This is a genomic window from Morganella sp. BCCO 40_0007, assembly GCF_032989665.1.
GTDB lineage: Bacteria > Pseudomonadota > Gammaproteobacteria > Enterobacterales > Enterobacteriaceae > Morganella > Morganella sibonii.
In genome coordinates, this window is the sequence record NZ_JAVBIN010000012.1 from 107,458 (window position 1) to 124,688 (window position 17,231).

Annotated in this window: 15 protein-coding genes; 4 read left to right on the top strand and 11 right to left on the bottom strand. The window is 52.6% G+C overall.

Annotated features, from left to right (window positions below):
* The first annotated feature begins 127 nt into the window (after positions 1-127).
* Positions 128-571, top strand: coding sequence for a DUF411 domain-containing protein (locus R5268_RS15350; protein ID WP_317419650.1), 444 nt, complete (start codon positions 128-130; stop codon positions 569-571).
* Here R5268_RS15350 and R5268_RS15355 read toward each other — a convergent pair.
* The 3 genes from R5268_RS15355 to R5268_RS15365 form a co-directional block, all read right to left on the bottom strand.
* Positions 565-1,473 (bottom strand): LysR family transcriptional regulator, encoded by a 909-nt coding sequence (locus R5268_RS15355; protein ID WP_317419651.1) that lies wholly within the window; start codon positions 1,471-1,473, stop codon positions 565-567. The genes R5268_RS15350 and R5268_RS15355 overlap by 7 nt on opposite strands.
* 63 nt (positions 1,474-1,536) lie before the next feature.
* The gene (gene accA, locus R5268_RS15360; RefSeq protein ID WP_107679576.1) at positions 1,537-2,496 is read right to left on the bottom strand and encodes an acetyl-CoA carboxylase carboxyl transferase subunit alpha; all 960 of its coding nucleotides are present in this window, start codon (positions 2,494-2,496) and stop codon (positions 1,537-1,539) included.
* Positions 2,497-2,598: 102 nt separating this feature from the next.
* Positions 2,599-4,002 carry an MFS transporter gene (locus R5268_RS15365; RefSeq protein ID WP_317419652.1) on the bottom strand — a complete coding sequence of 468 codons (1,404 nt, stop codon included), beginning with the start codon at positions 4,000-4,002 and terminating at the stop codon, positions 2,599-2,601.
* A gap of 89 nt (positions 4,003-4,091) precedes the next feature.
* Here R5268_RS15365 and R5268_RS15370 point away from each other — a divergent pair, with 89 nt between their 5' ends.
* Positions 4,092-4,751, top strand: a complete 660-nt coding sequence (locus R5268_RS15370; protein ID WP_182106326.1) for a helix-turn-helix transcriptional regulator — start codon at positions 4,092-4,094, stop codon at positions 4,749-4,751.
* Between the two features lie 38 nt (positions 4,752-4,789).
* Positions 4,790-5,218, top strand: coding sequence for a molybdopterin-binding protein (locus R5268_RS15375; RefSeq protein WP_182106328.1), 429 nt, complete (start codon positions 4,790-4,792; stop codon positions 5,216-5,218).
* Between the two features lie 50 nt (positions 5,219-5,268).
* Here the strand turns inward: R5268_RS15375 and R5268_RS15380 are convergent, their stop codons facing one another.
* The 7 genes from R5268_RS15380 to fdnG all read right to left on the bottom strand — a co-directional run bounded on the left by R5268_RS15380 (position 5,269) and on the right by fdnG (position 15,416).
* Complete coding sequence (locus tag R5268_RS15380; RefSeq protein ID WP_317419653.1) at positions 5,269-6,414, bottom strand: GT-D fold domain-containing glycosyltransferase; 1,146 nt, start codon at positions 6,412-6,414, stop codon at positions 5,269-5,271.
* 24 nt (positions 6,415-6,438) lie between these two features.
* Entirely contained in the window at positions 6,439-8,301 is a 1,863-nt protein-coding gene (selB, locus tag R5268_RS15385; RefSeq protein WP_317419654.1) for a selenocysteine-specific translation elongation factor, read from the bottom strand.
* Positions 8,298-9,680, bottom strand: a complete 1,383-nt coding sequence (gene selA / locus R5268_RS15390) for an L-seryl-tRNA(Sec) selenium transferase (protein WP_317419655.1) — start codon at positions 9,678-9,680, stop codon at positions 8,298-8,300. Before selA ends, selB begins: the two co-directional genes overlap by 4 nt.
* A gap of 19 nt (positions 9,681-9,699) precedes the next feature.
* On the bottom strand, positions 9,700-10,626 hold the full coding sequence (gene fdhE, locus R5268_RS15395; protein ID WP_052926484.1) for a formate dehydrogenase accessory protein FdhE: 927 nt from the start codon (positions 10,624-10,626) through the stop codon (positions 9,700-9,702).
* Positions 10,627-10,765: 139 nt separating this feature from the next.
* Positions 10,766-11,416: a formate dehydrogenase cytochrome b556 subunit gene (gene fdoI, locus R5268_RS15400; protein WP_004240169.1), complete on the bottom strand. Its 651-nt coding sequence runs from the start codon at positions 11,414-11,416 to the stop codon at positions 10,766-10,768.
* The gene (gene fdxH, locus R5268_RS15405) at positions 11,416-12,357 is read right to left on the bottom strand and encodes a formate dehydrogenase subunit beta (RefSeq protein ID WP_046892846.1); all 942 of its coding nucleotides are present in this window, start codon (positions 12,355-12,357) and stop codon (positions 11,416-11,418) included. The genes fdoI and fdxH overlap by 1 nt, the downstream gene beginning before the upstream one ends.
* Before the next feature lie 11 nt (positions 12,358-12,368).
* Complete coding sequence (gene fdnG, locus R5268_RS15410) at positions 12,369-15,416, bottom strand: formate dehydrogenase-N subunit alpha (protein ID WP_107679580.1); 3,048 nt, start codon at positions 15,414-15,416, stop codon at positions 12,369-12,371.
* A gap of 166 nt (positions 15,417-15,582) precedes the next feature.
* Here fdnG and fdhD point away from each other — a divergent pair, with 166 nt between their 5' ends.
* Complete coding sequence (gene fdhD / locus R5268_RS15415) at positions 15,583-16,413, top strand: formate dehydrogenase accessory sulfurtransferase FdhD (RefSeq protein ID WP_317419656.1); 831 nt, start codon at positions 15,583-15,585, stop codon at positions 16,411-16,413.
* Here the strand turns inward: fdhD and R5268_RS15420 are convergent, their stop codons facing one another.
* The gene (locus tag R5268_RS15420; protein ID WP_317419657.1) at positions 16,414-17,178 is read right to left on the bottom strand and encodes a GNAT family N-acetyltransferase; all 765 of its coding nucleotides are present in this window, start codon (positions 17,176-17,178) and stop codon (positions 16,414-16,416) included.
* Positions 17,179-17,231 lie beyond the last annotated feature (53 nt).

Here is a 17,231-nt window from a genome sequence, read left to right on the forward strand (position 1 = left end):
TTCCGGCAATTTCCCGCGCCGGAACCTTTACACTTCTCTGTATAACTATACGTTCCCTGTATTGACCTTCCCCTAAGGTAAACCATTAATCTCATCATTATTATCCGACTCATTACAGGGAATACCGATGAAAAAATCCGTTTTAGCGTTATCTTTATTATTAACCACATTATCTGCCGGTGCCATGGCGGCAAAAGGGACAGTCACCGTATACAAATCCCCGACCTGCGGCTGTTGCGGCCAGTGGGCGGAAGGGGTGGGAAAAGCCGGTTATGATGTGGAAACCAATATTATTCCGCAGGCACAGCTGGAGAAAATGATGCTCGATTCCGGTGCAACCGCGAATCTGATGAGCTGTCACCTCGCCACACTGAACGGTAAATATGTGATTGGCCACGTCCCGGCTGACAGCCTGGATGCTATTAATACACTGCCGGAAAGTGCCAAAGGAATATCTGTTCCGGGAATGCCGGTCGGCAGCCTCGGCATGGAATATAAGGATATGAAAGAGCCGTATGATGTGATCGCGTATGATGCGGACGGAAAACAGACGGTATTCCGCAGCTACTGATTTTCAGTCTGATTCCGCAGCGAACTTTCGAGAAAATGCAGGAATTTGTCGACAACCGGTGATAATTCACGGCGGCTGGCATAGACGGCTCTCAGCTCGATGGGAGCCGGTTCTTCATTCAGCCGGACAGCCTGCAATGTGCCGTCACGAAAAGCCTGCTGACACAAATGCCCGGTCAGAATCGCAAAACCCAGCCCTTCAACGGCTGCCGCCGCTGCCAGTGCCGCACCGTTAACCTGGTAGCGGCTGTTAATGCGCACAGTCAGCCACCCGCCGTCCGGTTTACGGAAAACCCACGGCTGACCGTTCAGGGCACTCAGGCTGGAAATACAGGGCAGCCGGGTCAGCTCAGCGGCAGAAACCGGGATGCCGGTCCGGGCCAGTAATGACGGCGCGGCCACCACCACACACGACCATGACTGAATCAGACGGCTGTGATAACTGCTGTCTGCCATCTCCCCGCGCTGATAGGTCAGCAGCAGATCGATATCATCACTGATAATATCCGCCGGGGTCAGCCGGGTATCACACCGGATCTGCAAATCCGGATGCAGTGCGGCAAAACGGGCCAGCACCGGCGCCAGCATTTCCCCGCAGCCTTCACCGGGTACCGTCAGCCGGAAACAGCCGGTCAGCACATCATCATTACGGATCTGTGAAAAGGTTTCCCGCAGCATGGCGTCCGTTTTTCCGGCGCACTGATACAGTTGCTGTCCCTGTGCCGTCAGGCGCATACGCCGGGTTGTCCGCTCGATAAGACGGCAGCCGGCCTGGTTTTCCAGCTGTCTGATGGCCCGGCTGACATTAGACGACGGCATCCCCAGCCGGGTGGCGGCACCGGTAAAACTGCCCTGTTCCGCCACTGCCAGAAAAACCGGCAGCAAATTAAGATCGACCGCCATGACAGCGTCCCCGTTGTGAGAGATATCCGGCTCTATTGTTATCACAAACAGGTTAATCTGTCTTCAGCAATGGCCGAAAGACATTAATTTCTGATAGCGCTGTGCCAGAAGTTCGTCTTCCGGCAACGCTGATAATACCGCCAGATCCTGCAACAGCTGATCGCGCAGATTATCCGCCGCCTGCTGATAGTTGCGGTGAGCACCACCTGCCGGTTCGGGAATAATGGTATCGATAATACCCAGCGCTTTCAGGCGCGGCGCGGTCATCCCCATGGCTTCGGCAGCCAGCGGTGCTTTATCCGCACTTTTCCACAGGATAGAGGCACACCCCTCCGGCGAGATTGCCGCATAGGTACTGTATTGCAGCATATTGATACGATCACCGACACCAATCCCCAGCGCACCGCCGGAACATCCCTCGCCGGTGATAGTGCAGATCACCGGGGTTTTCAGCCGCGACAGCTCAAGCAGGTTACGGGCTATCGCCTCCGCCTGTCCGCGCTCTTCCGCACCCACACCGGGATAGGCACCGGCGGAATCAATAAACATCAGTACCGGCATATGAAAACGTTCGGCCATTTTCATCAGTCGCAGTGCCTTGCGGTACCCCTCCGGTGAGGGCATACCAAAATTGCGCAGTAACTTCTCTTTGGTATCACGCCCTTTCTGGTGACCGATAACCATCACCGGGCGGCCCTCAAAGCGTGCCAGCCCGCCGACAATCGCTTTATCATCCGCAAAGGCGCGATCACCGGCCAGCGCCTGAAAATCGGTAAAAATAAGACTGATATAATCCAGGGTATAGGGCCGCAGCGGGTGACGGGCCAGCCGGACAATTTCCCATGCACCGAGATCAGCATAAATCGACTGCGTCAGCTTTTCGCATTTTTTCCGCAGGCAGGCGATTTCATCATCCGGATCAAACCCCAAATCGCTGCTGCGCTCTTTAAATGATTGTAATGCAGCAATTTTTTCTTCCAGCTCAATGATTGGCCTTTCAAATTCGAGATGATACTGAGACATAACGGATATTACCCTGACAGAAAACATCCGGTCAGTGTAAAAAAAGGCCGGAACGGGATACAGTCCTCATTCCGGCATACACTATTATCATAAACGGGATAATCAGCCGTAAGAAATGGCCGCACAGCGGCGGGCAGTAAAAATCGCAATCAGCGGGGCAATCGCCAGTAACATCATCAGCCAGTAGGCTGAAGACATCACGCCCGTCAGTGTTCCGTCATTGAAACCATTGACGTTCACAATCATACCGGCCAGAGCGGCACCCAGTGCCGTGGCAAAGAGCTGTACTGTGGTGATGGAAGCGGCGGCAATCTCTTTATCCGCAGGTGCCGCAACCTGTAAAATCCGGGTCAGCAGATGCGGCCAGCCGAACCCGATCCCGAACCCGACCAGCGATAATCCCAGCAGGATCGGCGACATAATGGCCCATGTTCCGGCAGACGGTACAGAGAGTGTTAGTGCCAGCAACACCAGCCCCGCCAGTACAAAGACCGGCCCGAGCAGAATACTGGCCCGCATTTTCGCCCCTTTCCATCCCGCACTGATGATCTCACTGACTGTCCAGCCCAGCGCCATCAGTGCACTCATATAACCGGATGCCAGCGGTGACTGGCCGTGCAGGCGTTGCAGGAAATACGGCACGAACACTTCACAGGTCATCCCGATAGCCAGCAGAGAGATAGTGACATACAGCGCGGCATGATGACTGCCGCGCCGGAAAGTATTCTCCGGTAATAACCGGGTACTGCTGCGCTGCTCAATCACCGCAAGCACAATCAGCAACAGAAGGGAAACCACCACGCCGCCCACATTCAGGAATACATCCGGACTGAGGCTGCCGGCGGAAACCACCAGTACCGCAGCGGTCAGTAATGTCAGCTGGATCAGGGGAAGATGTGGCCGGTTACCGTCATTCTTTTGCTTTTTAGGCATAATCGTAAGCAAAAAGAGCCCATAAACGACCATCAGCGGCAACATCACACCAAAAGCATAACGCCAGGCATTTAACTGGGCAAAAATACCTCCGACAGCCGGACCGACTAATGTGGCAACTCCCCACATCCCGGAAATCAGTGCCATTGCTCTCGGCCACAATGCCGGAACATACACTAAATTGATCATGGCATAAGACAATGCGAACATAACACCGCCGCCGAAGCCCTGAATGGCACGCCCCAGCAACATAATTTCCATCCGGGGAGCCAGGGCACAGGCCAGGCTGCCGGCAAAAAAGGCAATGACAGAAAGAAGATAGGCGATGCGGGCACCATATACGGCCAGCATGCGGGCAGAAAGTACGGAGCCGATAATGGATGCCGCCACAAACAGTGTGGTGTTCCAGGCGTACAGATTCAGGCCGCCGATATCGGCAACCACAGATGGCAAAATGGTGGTTGCCATTAAAATATTAACGGCGTGGATAACAACACCGAACGAGAGAGCGACTGAAATCGCAGCGTTTTTCCCTGAAAAGAGATCACGCCAGCGGCTGTCATCAGGCAACATAGAACCATCCTTTAGTCTTGTGATACTTTGCTGAATACGATAAATTAAACAAGAATTAACTTGGATAAATAGATACCGGGCACGAGAATATGTCAAGAACTAACCTGGAAAGCAACCTCAGTTCCGCACAATCGGTCGGAGAAAAATTGCTTATTCTCCTGAAAAAGCATGGCCCGATGCAGGCATCCGAGGCCGGGGAGCACCTGGGCACCACCGGGGAAGCTGCCCGTCAGCAATTTACCAAGCTGGCCCGGGACGGCATGGTTGAGGCACATTCCGAATGCCGGGGTGTCGGCCGTCCGGTGCAGCGCTGGCATCTGACCGCGCTGGGCAACAAACGCTTTCCGGATTGTCACGCTGAGCTGACGGTCAAAATCCTGACCACCATCCGCCGCGAACTCGGTGAGGATGCTATCGGCAAAATTATTACTGCCCGTGAAAATGAAGCCCGCCGCGACTATTTTGATAAACTTCAGGGTGCGGAAACCCTGGAAGAACGCATTATCCGCCTCGTTGCTATCCGCACAGAGGAAGGCTATATGGCACAGTGGGAAAAAGAACCGGAAGGGAGCTGGCTGATTATTGAAAATCACTGCCCTATCTGCTCCGCCGCCCGTATGTGTCAGGGATTCTGCCGTGCTGAGCTCGAACTGTTTCAGACCGTTTTGGATGCAAATGTGGAACGGGTCGAATATTTACTGACAGGTTCTCGCCGCTGCGTATATCGTGTGATACAACAGGAAGATTAACCATTCCGGCTAATCACTGAAAGGAAAGAGGTCACACAATGAAAATTTCCGCCCGTAACCAGCTCACCGGTAAAGTTTCCCGTATTGTTACCGGTGCTGTTAATAATGAAGTGGAATTAACACTTGAGCATGGCGAAATCCTGACAACGGTTATCACCAAAGAGAGCTGTGACGTATTAGAAATCCGCGAAGGAAAAGAAGCTGTTGCGGTTATTAAAGCACCGTGGGTTGTTCTGGCAAATCCGGATTGCGGTCTGCGTTTTTCCGCCCGCAACCAGTTCCGCGGTAAAATCAGCAAAATAGTCAACGGTGCCGTGAACAGCACGATTCATCTGAGAACCGAAAAAGGGCTGCCGCTGACAGCGGTTATTACCAATGAAAGCCGCGATGAAATGGAATTACATGAAGGTAATGAAATTGTCGCACTGATAAAAGCCTCCAGTGTAATAGTCGCGACTAAAGCCTGATAACAGCAAATACAGTACAAAACAGGCCGCAGTTGCGGCCTGTTTTATTTTCAGTAAAAAGGCAGTTGTTCCGGGCTCTCTTTTCCTTCATAAACCACATCATAACTGTTTGTTAAATGGCCGATATCCAGTGCCATCCTGTTATTATCTGCCAGCCGGGCGGATAATACGGTACCCGCCGGGCCTGATGCGATTAAAAATATATCAACATCCTTTTTTTCCAGGCATTGTTCTGTCAGCAAATCGATATCATCATAAGAATTTGTATTTTTAGTGTGAATAATTTCCTTATTTTTTATATTTGACAACATAAAGTGTTCACAGTCCAGCCGGGATTTATCACCGGTAACAATGCAGACATTTTTATCTTTCCATATATCCATCCAGGCATTAACCAATTCATCACCAAACTGATAAAAGCCTTCAGGACGACTGACAAATGAATCGCCATATACCGGCTGGTCAATAAAAAACTTACACCGGAACCAATATTTAACCCAGAACTTATGCCAAAAACCATCTTCTATAGCGCAATGCGGCATGCATACCAGTGTGTTATGTTTTTCTGAGCATATTCTTCTTAATTCATATGTCAGTTTTTTATCAGCTTTCTGAAAATAAACACCATCTTCTGTCAGAAGCTTCATTTCACCATCGCCAAACCGGCTGAGGCTACAGTGATTTTCCTTTATCCATTTAACTGTTTCCAGCGCAGATAATCGTTTTTCTTTAAAGAAATGGTATACATCATTCCAGGTTTCATTTTCTGTTTTCTGACGAAGGAGTGACTCTATATTACCGGCTGATTCCCGCTGTTTTTTATTATGGTAATACTGATAAATATCATTATAAAACTCAATAATATTTCTTATAGCACCATACGTTATTGAAAGAGTATCAAAATCCTGACCGGGAATTGTTCCAAGTTCATACTCATTATTCTTCTTATTATAAATCATCACCCTTTCTTCAAAATCACGATGAAGAAATTTATTAAAAATACAGCGGGATTCATGATCCCGGAAGACAAGATAAATATTCCCTCTGATATCGATATCCAGCGCGACATTAAATACGTCAGTTTTTATATCGATATATACTATATCCCATCCATAAGCTTTAGCCTTTTCGACATAATAGCTTGGAAATTTATTTTTATTAAACTCATCGAGGAGTTTTTCCAAATCAATCTTCATACCTCAAATCCTTTTCGAAGAAAATTAAAATAATCCCTCATCCCGCAAAATATGTTTGTCCCCTCTGCGGCGGGTAAAACCGGTTCTGTCAAAAAACTCCAGAATCTGTACGGCCAGCTTACGCCCCATGCCGTATTTATCCCTGAATTGTGCCGCGCCGATACCTTCTTCATGTGACCGGTTATATTCACGGATCACCTGCGCAAATTCCGTGATTTGTGACCGGTGGTAATAGCGGTCCGGCACAATCGCCATAATATGACCAAGCTGTGCGGCTTTTTTCAGAAACGGCCGGGTTACAGTTTCATCAATACCGAGTTTAACGGCCAGATCCCGCACCCACCACGGTTCCTGCTGAAACAGCGGTTCGGCGCTCAGCCAGAGCGCGCTCTGAGCCGGATCAAACGCCAGCCCGTGATCCGGCAGATGCAGCCAGCCGCGGGTTCTGGCAATCTGCTTTTCATCCAGTAATTGTGCAATAACCGGAAACACAATAGCATCAGAAAGCACCGGTAATGCCATCCGTTTCAGTCTGTCACGCCCGACGCCCATCTGGTCGCTGTGTGACTGGTGGTAATCCGCCAGCGTTGCCAGCAGAACAGCTTTTGCCGTTTCAACCCGTTGTGCGGAAAGGGCGTAACCATCGTTGATCAGCAGACTCAGACCGTCAGTGCATTCCGTCAGTTTTTCCGCTGTCAGTTGCCGCGCCCAGGCAAATACCGGCAGGGATACCTCTCCGCGCGGTAATTCACAACATAAAACCGCCCGGTCATCCTGTGCCGCAGCCCGTTCTGATAACCACGCCAGAAACTCCGGACGGCGTTTTCCGCGGCGCGGGGAGGATAAATTCAGTACCCGTGCCCCCGCCAGTGTGCGCTGCGCACTGATATCCCGCAGAATCAGCCGGTCTTCCTCCGCCAGCCAGAGCGGGGTATCGAGGGTAATTTCCGCCAGCAGCGGATAACTGTTATCGTCATTCAGGAGAGACACGCGGCCGGTAATATGGCTGGCACCGTGGTGGATATGCACCGGCTGCCAGCTTTTCAGGCCTTCGTCCGTTTCAAGTTCAGCCAGAATGCGGTGTGCAGACTGCACCGGTTTTTCACTCAGCAGCCAGTCACCGCGGGAAACCGTCTCTTTACTGACATCACCGCTCAGGTTGATCGCCACGCGGTCACCGGCCTGTGCCGTCTCCTGCGGGCGGTTCTGGGCATGAATACCGCGCACACGGACAGATTTGTCACTGCCGGTCACCCATAATGTGTCACCGGTGCTGACCCGTCCGGCCAGCGCGGTACCGGTTACCACCAGCCCCGCCCCTTTGACACTGAAAACACGGTCAATCGCCATCCGGAACCGTTTTTCTGTCCGGCTGTCTGACGATTGCTGCTGATGGTGCAGACGCAGATGTGCCCGCAATGCATCCAGCCCTTCACCGCTGTGGGATGATGTGACAAATACCGGGCTTTCCGGCCAGCCGTCAGATAACAGCAGTTCTGTGATTTGCTGCCGGACTTCTTCAGTCCGTTCCGCCGGAACACGATCCGCTTTGGTCAGCACCACCGAGATTTGCGGACGTCCCGCCAGGCGCAGAATCGCCAGATGCTCGCGGGTTTGTGCCATCACCCCGTCATCACAGGCTATAATCAGCAGCACATGGCGGATACCGCCGATGCCCGCCAGCATATTGCCGAGAAACTTTTCGTGGCCCGGCACATCCACAAAACCGATAACGGTATCATCATCCTGCGGCCAGTAGGCATAGCCCAGGTCGATGGTCATTCCGCGTTTTTTCTCTTCCGGCAGATGGGTGGTATCCACACCGGTGACGGCCCGGATAAGTGCTGTTTTTCCGTGGTCAACATGGCCGGCGGTAGCAAAAATCATGGTAACAGTGCCTGTAAAAGTCGGTTTTCATCTTCAAGGCAACGCAGATCCCACCACAGACGCCCGTCACTTACCCGTCCGATCACCGGAATGGTCAGCTGACGGTGAGATTGCGTCAGGGTGGCTAAGGCGCTGCCTTTTCCGTTTTGCGGGGTAAACGTCACAGCCCAGCCGGGCAGACGTTCCACCGGCAGTGATCCGCTGCCAATCTGCGAAGAGCAGGGCTCTGCACGGATCACCCATTCATCACCGTAATATGCCTGAATTTTTGGCACAAGCCGTTGTGCCATATCATAAATATCGTCAGCAGACCGGGTCAGCAAACGCAGTGACGGCAGTGTCTGCGCCAGTTTTTCCGGACGGCGGTACAGGCGCAGCGTGGCATCCAGTGCCGCCAGGGTCATTTTATCTGCCCGCAGGGCACGTTTGAGCGGATGACGCTGTATTGCCTCAATCCACGCTTTTTTACCGAGAATAATGCCCGCCTGCGGCCCGCCGAGCAGTTTATCGCCGGAGAAAGTGACAATATCAATACCATGAGCCAGATAACGCTGCGGCATCGGCTCTTCCGGCAGCCCCCACAGTGTCATATCAATCAGTGCACCGCTGCCCAGATCAATCACTGACGGGATATTCTGTTCCCGGCCAAGTTCCGCCAGTTCCTGTCCGGAAACTTCAGCCGTAAAACCTTCAATATGATAATTACTGGTGTGGACTTTCATCAGCAGCGCAGTCTGCTCGCTGATCGCATTTTTATAGTCATGCAGATGAGTACGGTTTGTGGTACCGACTTCTCTCAGCCGGCATCCCGCCTGACTCATCACTTCCGGCACACGGAAAGCGCCGCCGATTTCCACCAGCTCACCACGGGAAACAATCACTTCCCGTCCGGCCGCCATCGTTGCCAGCACCAGTAATACCGCCGCCGCATTATTATTAACAACACAGGCAGCTTCCGCGCCGGTCAGCAGACAGAGACGCTCCGCGACAATGCTGTCGCGGTGGCCGCGTCCGGCATCATCGAGAGAATATTCGAGCGTAACCGGCCAGCGCATGGCATTGGTCACCGCCTCAATAGCCGCTTCCGCCTGGAGGGCACGGCCGAGATTGGTGTGCAGCACGGTACCGGTCAGGTTAATGACCGGACGCAGTGCCTCCCGCTCGCTGTCCAGGCGGCGGGACAGTTCAGCCGCCCAGCAATCGTGCCAGTCCGGCAGCTGCTGCCGTTCACGGATCGCGTCACGTGCATCATCCTGCATTTCCCGCAGTACACTGACGATACAGGTCTGGCCGTACTGTTCTGTCAGCGCAGTGACCGGTGTTTCATGTAATAACCCGTCAATGGCAGGTATCTGACTGTATAATGCACGTTCGTTCATAGCGGGCTCACTTCCGGGCTTATTCGTTCGGGAACAGGAACGGGTTAATACTGCTGCGGGCAAAACCTTCTTCTTCCATACGGGCATCCAGGATCAGGGTTGCCAGGTCATCAGCCACAGTATCCACTTTCGCGTCTTTTTCCTGTGACATAATTTTCAGATAACTGCCGCAGTCACCGCAGCTTTCGGCTTTCACTGCCGCCTGCTCACTTTCCAGTGACCAGTAATTCAGATCGCGGGTCTGTTCGCAGTTCGTACACTTAATACGGACCACATGCCATTCGGTTTCACATAATCCGCAATGCAGATAACGCAATCCCTGTGTGGTACCAATCTGGATCACGCCGGAAACCGGCATCGCTGCACAGACCGGACAGAACTGACGATGTTCGCCGTGCTCTTCACGGCCTTTACCCGGAATCATCGACGCCATCTGCGCCCAGTATAAAGATAATGCCGCCCAGATAAACACGGACTTATCCGGTGATACAGCGGAAAATTCCTGATTAAACAACGCAGTTGCCATATCTTCCAGCTCATTCTCAGACGCTTTATCCAGGTTTTCCAGGGTCGGGCGGGCATGATCCGGAGCGACCGGCAGCAGCTCGGCAATAATGCTTTTCAGCAGTTTACGCCAGTGTTCAGTACGCTGAAAGGTACGGCAGTCGAGCAGTGCTTTACCCGGCATATTCGCAGCCATCAGGGCATCCATATCCATACTGAGCGGATTGTCATACAGGGCTTTCTGCTGGGCACGGGTGATTTCAGCAGCAAATTCCAGGTAATCCGCAAACGGATTATCTTTGGCCAGCTCATCAAAGCGTTCGGCACGGCGCTGATACAGATTCTTCAGATTAGGAAACAGCACTGCCGGGATAAAACCAATCCCTTTTTCATTTTTCTGAGCCTGTCCCAGCTCTTCTTTGGATACAATTCGGATACTCATGATCTTGCTCTTCTTCTGATATGGAGAGGATAAGCCGGTCCGGCAAATAAAACCCTATTATGAACCGGCTGCCTTAAAATGTCGAAAAGGCAGGGAGATCCCTGCCTTCTGAATAATCACACGAGAAGATTAAAAACGGTCACTGACCTTTTTTATCTTCTTCGCGCTCTTTTGCCACAATCTGACGGTACCAGCGCGGGTGATGTTTCTTCGCCCAGCCGCGGGTTACCCAGCCTTCTGTCATCGCACGCACTGATCCTTTCACCCAGATTGCCGCATAAGCGTGAACAATAATGGTGATAATCAGCCCGATAGCAGAAATTGAGTGTACCAGCAGCGCGATGCGGATCACCGGAATGGAGAAATACTCCGCAAAATAAGGACGCCAGATAACAATACCGCTCAGCAGCAGCAGGAACAGGCAGATACTGGCCGCCCAGTACACCCCTTTCTGACCGAGGTTATACTGACCGACATCTCCGGCTTCCTCATTTTTCATGATTTTGCCGATCTGCTTCGCCCACTCGATATCATCACGGTTGATAAAGTTGTGTTTAAAGTAACGGAAGAACATAAACACAAACAGTAAGAACATCACCACACCGGTAAACGGATGCAGCAGACGTGATAACTGCGGGGTACCCAGAATGTTCATAAACCAGTTAAGCGACGGGAAGAAAAACCCGAGCCCGCTGATGGCCGTGAACAGAAAACAAATGACCACAGCCCAGTGATTCACGCGCTCAATGGGTTTGTGGCGGATAATTTTTTCGCGATCATCCTGTTGCATTATTTCTGCTCCTCCTGACCTGCTGATTGCTCAGTCTTTGCCGGAACATCCTGAATATCTTTCAGGGCCTCTTCTTCCTCGCGTTTTGATACCCGGTTCGGGCCGATACCCACGTAATGGAAGATTGCCGCCGCAAAGGTCGCCGCAAAGCCGACTGCTGCCAGTGGTTTCCATGCGCCTTTCCAGAATTTCACCGCCGCACTGATTTCCGGATTCTCCGGCAGACCGTGATATAACTGCGGTTTATCAGCATGGTGCAGCACATACATCACGTGCGTACCGCCGACGCCCTGCGGATCATACAGACCGGCTTTGGCGTAACCGCGGCTTTGCAGCTCAGTGACCCGCTCACCCGCCAGCGCCTGCATATCCTCTTTCGAGCCGAAATGAATCGCCCCTGTCGGACAGGTTTTCACACACGCCGGTTCCTGACCCACATCCACGCGGTCAACACACAGTGTGCATTTATAAGCGCGGTTATCTTCTTCGTTGATACGCGGCACGTTAAACGGACAGCCCGCGATACAGTAACCGCAGCCGATGCAGTGCTCTGACTGGAAATCGACAATCCCGTTGGCATACTGAATGATAGCGCCTTCCGCCGGACAGGCTTTCAGACAGCCCGGGTCCGCGCAGTGCATACAGCCGTCTTTACGGATCAGCCACTCAAAGTTGCCGTTTTCTTCCACTTCGGAAAAACGCATCACGGTCCATGACTTGGCGGTCAGATCCTGCGGGTTGTCATACACCCCCACGTTGGTACCGATCTTGTCACGGATATCATTCCACTCCGAACAGGCTACCTGGCAGGCTTTACAGCCGATACAGGTAGTCACGTCAATCAGCTTCGCCACTTCTTCCTTAAAATCCCGCACCTGAGGTGCGGGGGTCAGGGAATTGGTGGCAGAGCGACGAATAATGTCCTGTGATTGCATTGACATAATTTATCTCCTTACACCTTTTCCACATTAACCAGGAAGGCTTTAAATTCAGGCGTCTGGGTGTTCGCATCCCCGACAAACGGTGTCAGCGTGTTGGTGATAAAGCCTTTCACCGCCACACCCTCAAAGCCCCAGTGAATCGGAATACCGATGGTATCCACTTTCTGACCATTCACATCCAGTGTCCGGATACGTTTGGTGACCACTGCTTTGGCCTTGATATAACCGCGTTTGGAGCTGACTTTCACCGTATCACCCTGAGAGATACCTTTCTCATTCGCGAGACGCTCACCGATTTCGATAAACTGCTGCGGCTGAATAATGGCATTTAACCGTGCATGTTTTGTCCAGTAGTGGAAATGCTCAGTCAGGCGGTACGTTGTACCGACATACGGGAATTCCTCTGCTTTACCCATCTGCGCCCAGTCATCTTTAAAGATACGGGCAGCCGGGTTGGAAACCACATCCGGATGAAGCGGGTTGGTACCGAGCGGGGTTTCAATCGGCTCGTAGTGCTCAGGGAACGGCCCTTCCGCCATCTTATCGATAGCAAACAGGCGGCCCATCCCTTCCGGCTGCATGATAAACGGCCCGACATCCGAATCCGGCGCGGCGTTGCTGTAGTCCGGCACATCCATACCGATCCACTTGCTGCCGTTCCATTCCAGAATCTGGCGTTTCGGATCCCACGGTTTACCCGCCGGGTCCGCAGATGCACGGTTATAAATCACGCGGCGGTTCAGCGGCCATGCCCACGCCCAGCCAAGGGTGTTACCCAGTCCGGTCGGATCAGCGTTATCACGGCGTGCCATCTGGTTGCCCTGCGGCGTCCAGCTGCCGGCAAAAATCCAGCATCCGCTTGCCGTGGTACCATCATCACGCAACTGTGCGAATGAGGTGAGCTGCTCGCCTTTCTTCACAATCACGTTGCCGTCAGCATCTTTCAGATCGACCAACGCCAGACCGTTACTCTCCTGCGCGACCTCTTCCGGGGTCGGATTATCGCGATCGAAGTAGTTCCAGGTCATGTTCAGTACCTGCTCAGGCACTTTACCGCCTTCCGACTCATACAGTTTGCGGACACGATGGAAAATACCGGAGAGAATTTCGCCGTCGCTGATCGCTTCGCCCGGGGCATCCGCACCTTTCCAGTGCCACTGTAACCAGCGGGCGGAGTTAACGATAGAACCGTTCTCTTCCGCAAAGCAGCAGGATGGCAGGCGGAACACCGTGGTCTGAATCTGTGCCGGATCCACATCGTTCATCTCGCCGTGGTTCTGCCAGAAGTTCGATGTTTCGGTATTCAGCGGGTCAACCGTGATCAGGAACTTCAGTTTTGAAAGCGCCTTAACCACTTTGTTTTTGTTCGGGAATGAGGCTAACGGGTTAAAGCCCTGGCAGATGTAGCCGTTGACTTCCCCTTTATCCATCATGTCGAAATAACGCAGGACGTCGTAACCTTTGTCCCACTTCGGCAGCCAGTCAAAGCCCCAGTTATTCTCTTTCTGCGCTTTGTCGCCGTAGAAGGTTTTCATCAGACTGACAAAGAACTTCGGATAGTTACCCCAGTAGTTGACCTGTCCCGGTACCGTTGGTTTCGGTGTGTTGGCAGCCAGATAACTGTCCAGCGACGTCTGTTTGTCAGACGGCAGTGTCAGGTAACCCGGCAGGCTCTGCGACAGCAGACCCAGGTCAGTTAAACCCTGGATATTGGAGTGACCGCGCAGCGCGTTCACACCGCCGCCCAGCATCCCCATATTCCCCAGCAACAGTTGGATCATCGCCATGGTACGGATGTTCTGCGCACCGACGGTATGCTGGGTCCAGCCCAGTGCATACAGGAACGAGGCGGTTTTATCTTTCGCGCAGGTTTCGCCGATATATTCACAGACTTTCAGGAAGTCATCTTTCGGCGTTCCGCAGATGTTGGTCACCACATCCGGGGTATAACGGCTGACGTGCTCTTTCAGTAAATTCCAGACACAACGCGGATGCTGCAATGTGGTATCGCGTCTGGCGAAACCATTTTCATCCAGCTCGTAATTCCAGGTTGTTTTATCGTACTGACGTTTTTCCGCATCATAACCGCTGAACAAACCATTATCGAACGCATAATCTTCACGTACGATCAGGCTGGCGTTGGTGTACGCCTCAACATACTCACGGTTAATTTTTTCATTTTCCATCAGGTACTTAATTACACCTGACAGGAACGCAATATCAGTACCGGAACGGATAGGCGTATAGAAATCCGCCACCGCCGCAGTACGGGTAAAGCGCGGGTCAATGACGATCAGTTTGGCATTGTTATGAATTTTGGCTTCCATCGCCCAGCGGAACCCGACAGGGTGAGCTTCCGCAGCGTTTCCGCCCATCACGACAACAAGGTTGGCATTTTTAATATCAACCCAGTGGTTGGTCATGGCACCGCGACCAAATGTCGGAGCAAGACTTGCTACCGTAGGTCCGTGTCAGACACGCGCCTGGTTATCCACGGCAAGCATGCCGAGGGCGCGGGAAAATTTCTGGGTGACAAATCCGGTTTCGTTACTGGCGGCTGATGCGCATAACATCCCGGTGGTTAACCAGCGGTTGACGGTGACGCCATCGCTGTTCTTTTCAATAAAGTTACTGTCGCGGTCATCTTTGATCAGGCGGGCGATACGATCAAACGCCTCATTCCACGAGATACGTTTCCACTCGTTGGTGCCCGGCTCGCGGACTTCAGGATATTTAAGACGGCTTTCGCTGTGGATAAAATCAATCAGACCTGCGCCTTTCGGGCACAGTGCGCCACGGTTTACCGGATGATCCGGGTCCCCTTCAATGTGAAAAACAGATTCTTTGGCGTTTTTTGCCCCGTCACCCAGACTGTACATTAACAGCCCGCAGCCGACGGAACAGTACGTGCAGGTATTACGGGTTTCACGTGCGCGCAAAAGCTTATACTGACGTGAACCGGCAATAGCGACCGCCGGGGCAAAACCCAGAGCCGCTGCCGTTGTACCCGCCATACCGCCAGCGCAGATCTTAAAGAACTGCCTTCTGCTGACTTGCATGGAGATCTCCTTATTACATTGCTCTTATGCCGCTGCAAAATAAGCCACAGCGAACTTTCTTTTTATCCGCACAGTGGTGCGTGCGATCAGGTTCATTGCCTGGTGGAATGGTGTAAACTTTTACCCATACTATTATTATGTATTATTAAGCGCAGGAATTCATCTGATGGATGACATTTATTCCATAGAATCGTTACATAATTGTCTAATTCGCGGTGCGCATCTCACAAGTGTGCAACAAAAAAGTAAACCCGGGCATAATGAAAATGACTGGGTCGCGGAAGAGACGCCGGTTGCTCTGGTGTACAACGGCATTTCACATGTGGTGATGATGGCCAGTCCGAAAAACCTGGATGATTTTGCTGTCGGCTTTTCACTTTCCGAAGGCATTATTGAATCCGCCGCCGACATCCGCGGGATTGATATCACGGATGCCTGCCACGGCGGATTTGAAGTCCATGTGGAATTATCCGCCCGCCGTTTTACCGGACTGAAAGAACGCCGCCGTAATATGGCCGGGCGCACCGGCTGCGGTATCTGCGGTACCGAGCAAATCAGCGAAATTTTCCGTCCGATCCCGCCGCTGGATTTCACGCAGACTTTTTCCCTCAGTCACCTTGATGAGGCACTCAGCCTGCTTCCGCAGGTGCAGGAAATAGGAAAACTGACCGGTTGTACCCACGCCGCAGGCTGGATCTCTCCGCAGGGCAAATTACTGGGGGGCTGTGAGGATGTGGGGCGCCATGTGGCGCTTGATAAACTGCTGGGTATGCGGGCAAAAGCACAATGGACAGACGGTGTGATACTGGTATCCAGCCGCGCCAGCTATGAGATGGTACAAAAAAGCGCGCAGTGCGGCGCGGAAATACTGTTTGCGGTTTCCGCACCAACCACGCTGGCGATTGAAACCGCCAAACGCTGCCGTCTTACGCTGGTTGGGTTCTGTAAAAAAGGGCGGGCCACCATCTATACCCACCCGGAACGCCTGACTCCCTGACTATTCAGCCAGCGGATGATATATCCACAGATTCGGTTCATGATAAATGACCCGGTCCGTTTCAGGATCGGCCTGAACCGGCACCAGAGCACCCGGCACAATGTACTGACCGGCGTGCGGAAAGGCCATGCCGGTCCATTCCGACCAGTTATCAGCGGAGGATGTGATATCCATCGAACGCATCGCCGGTTTGATAATCTGTCCGCCCAGCCGGACATGCGTGCGGATCCACGGGTCAAACGGCTCGCCCTGCGGGGTCTGCCACTGACAATATTCCGCGAAATCCTGTAACGGATACTGTGCCTTGAGCGTCGGACGCACCGGTACCACCACCCCCTTCAGCCCGGCCTGTGCAACAGCCGCTTTCAGCGCGGTGATAAGTTGTGCCGGGATACCTCTCCCGCGAAAATCCGGGTCAACGGTCACCGACAGTGCAGATACAAATGTCGGTTTCCGGGTATCGGTTGCCCCCAGGGTCAGCACCGCATCCCAGCCCTCATCCGGCAACTCAGTCAGTGGTGCATCTTCCGGAAAATAAAACGGAACCGCACTCAGAAGCCCGACGACCTGATCTTTTCCGGCAATAGTCGCAACAGCAACCTGCTGAAAAGGCAGATTTTCCTCAAGATACAGTGTATCCCAGTACTGGTCAGAGACCGGACTGGCTAACATAAACAACGGCCATTGTTCCGCAACCAGTGCTTCCGCGCTGTTCAGCAGTGACTCATGGCACTGTGCGACACTGAGGATCCGGACTGACGACATATGATTCTCCGCTTACATACTCTGTTGCGTATATATTAATGGTTTTCAGCTAA

Coding starts and splice junctions, on each gene's coding strand:
- R5268_RS15350 (WP_317419650.1), top strand. CDS start 128: ATGAAAAAATCCGTTTTAGCGTTATCTTTATTATTAACCACATTATCT.
- R5268_RS15355 (WP_317419651.1), bottom strand. CDS start 1,473: ATGGCGGTCGATCTTAATTTGCTGCCGGTTTTTCTGGCAGTGGCGGAA.
- accA (WP_107679576.1), bottom strand. CDS start 2,496: ATGTCTCAGTATCATCTCGAATTTGAAAGGCCAATCATTGAGCTGGAA.
- R5268_RS15365 (WP_317419652.1), bottom strand. CDS start 4,002: ATGTTGCCTGATGACAGCCGCTGGCGTGATCTCTTTTCAGGGAAAAAC.
- R5268_RS15370 (WP_182106326.1), top strand. CDS start 4,092: ATGTCAAGAACTAACCTGGAAAGCAACCTCAGTTCCGCACAATCGGTC.
- R5268_RS15375 (WP_182106328.1), top strand. CDS start 4,790: ATGAAAATTTCCGCCCGTAACCAGCTCACCGGTAAAGTTTCCCGTATT.
- R5268_RS15380 (WP_317419653.1), bottom strand. CDS start 6,414: ATGAAGATTGATTTGGAAAAACTCCTCGATGAGTTTAATAAAAATAAA.
- selB (WP_317419654.1), bottom strand. CDS start 8,301: ATGATTTTTGCTACCGCCGGCCATGTTGACCACGGAAAAACAGCACTT.
- selA (WP_317419655.1), bottom strand. CDS start 9,680: ATGAACGAACGTGCATTATACAGTCAGATACCTGCCATTGACGGGTTA.
- fdhE (WP_052926484.1), bottom strand. CDS start 10,626: ATGAGTATCCGAATTGTATCCAAAGAAGAGCTGGGACAGGCTCAGAAA.
- fdoI (WP_004240169.1), bottom strand. CDS start 11,416: ATGCAACAGGATGATCGCGAAAAAATTATCCGCCACAAACCCATTGAG.
- fdxH (WP_046892846.1), bottom strand. CDS start 12,357: ATGTCAATGCAATCACAGGACATTATTCGTCGCTCTGCCACCAATTCC.
- fdhD (WP_317419656.1), top strand. CDS start 15,583: ATGGATGACATTTATTCCATAGAATCGTTACATAATTGTCTAATTCGC.
- R5268_RS15420 (WP_317419657.1), bottom strand. CDS start 17,178: ATGTCGTCAGTCCGGATCCTCAGTGTCGCACAGTGCCATGAGTCACTG.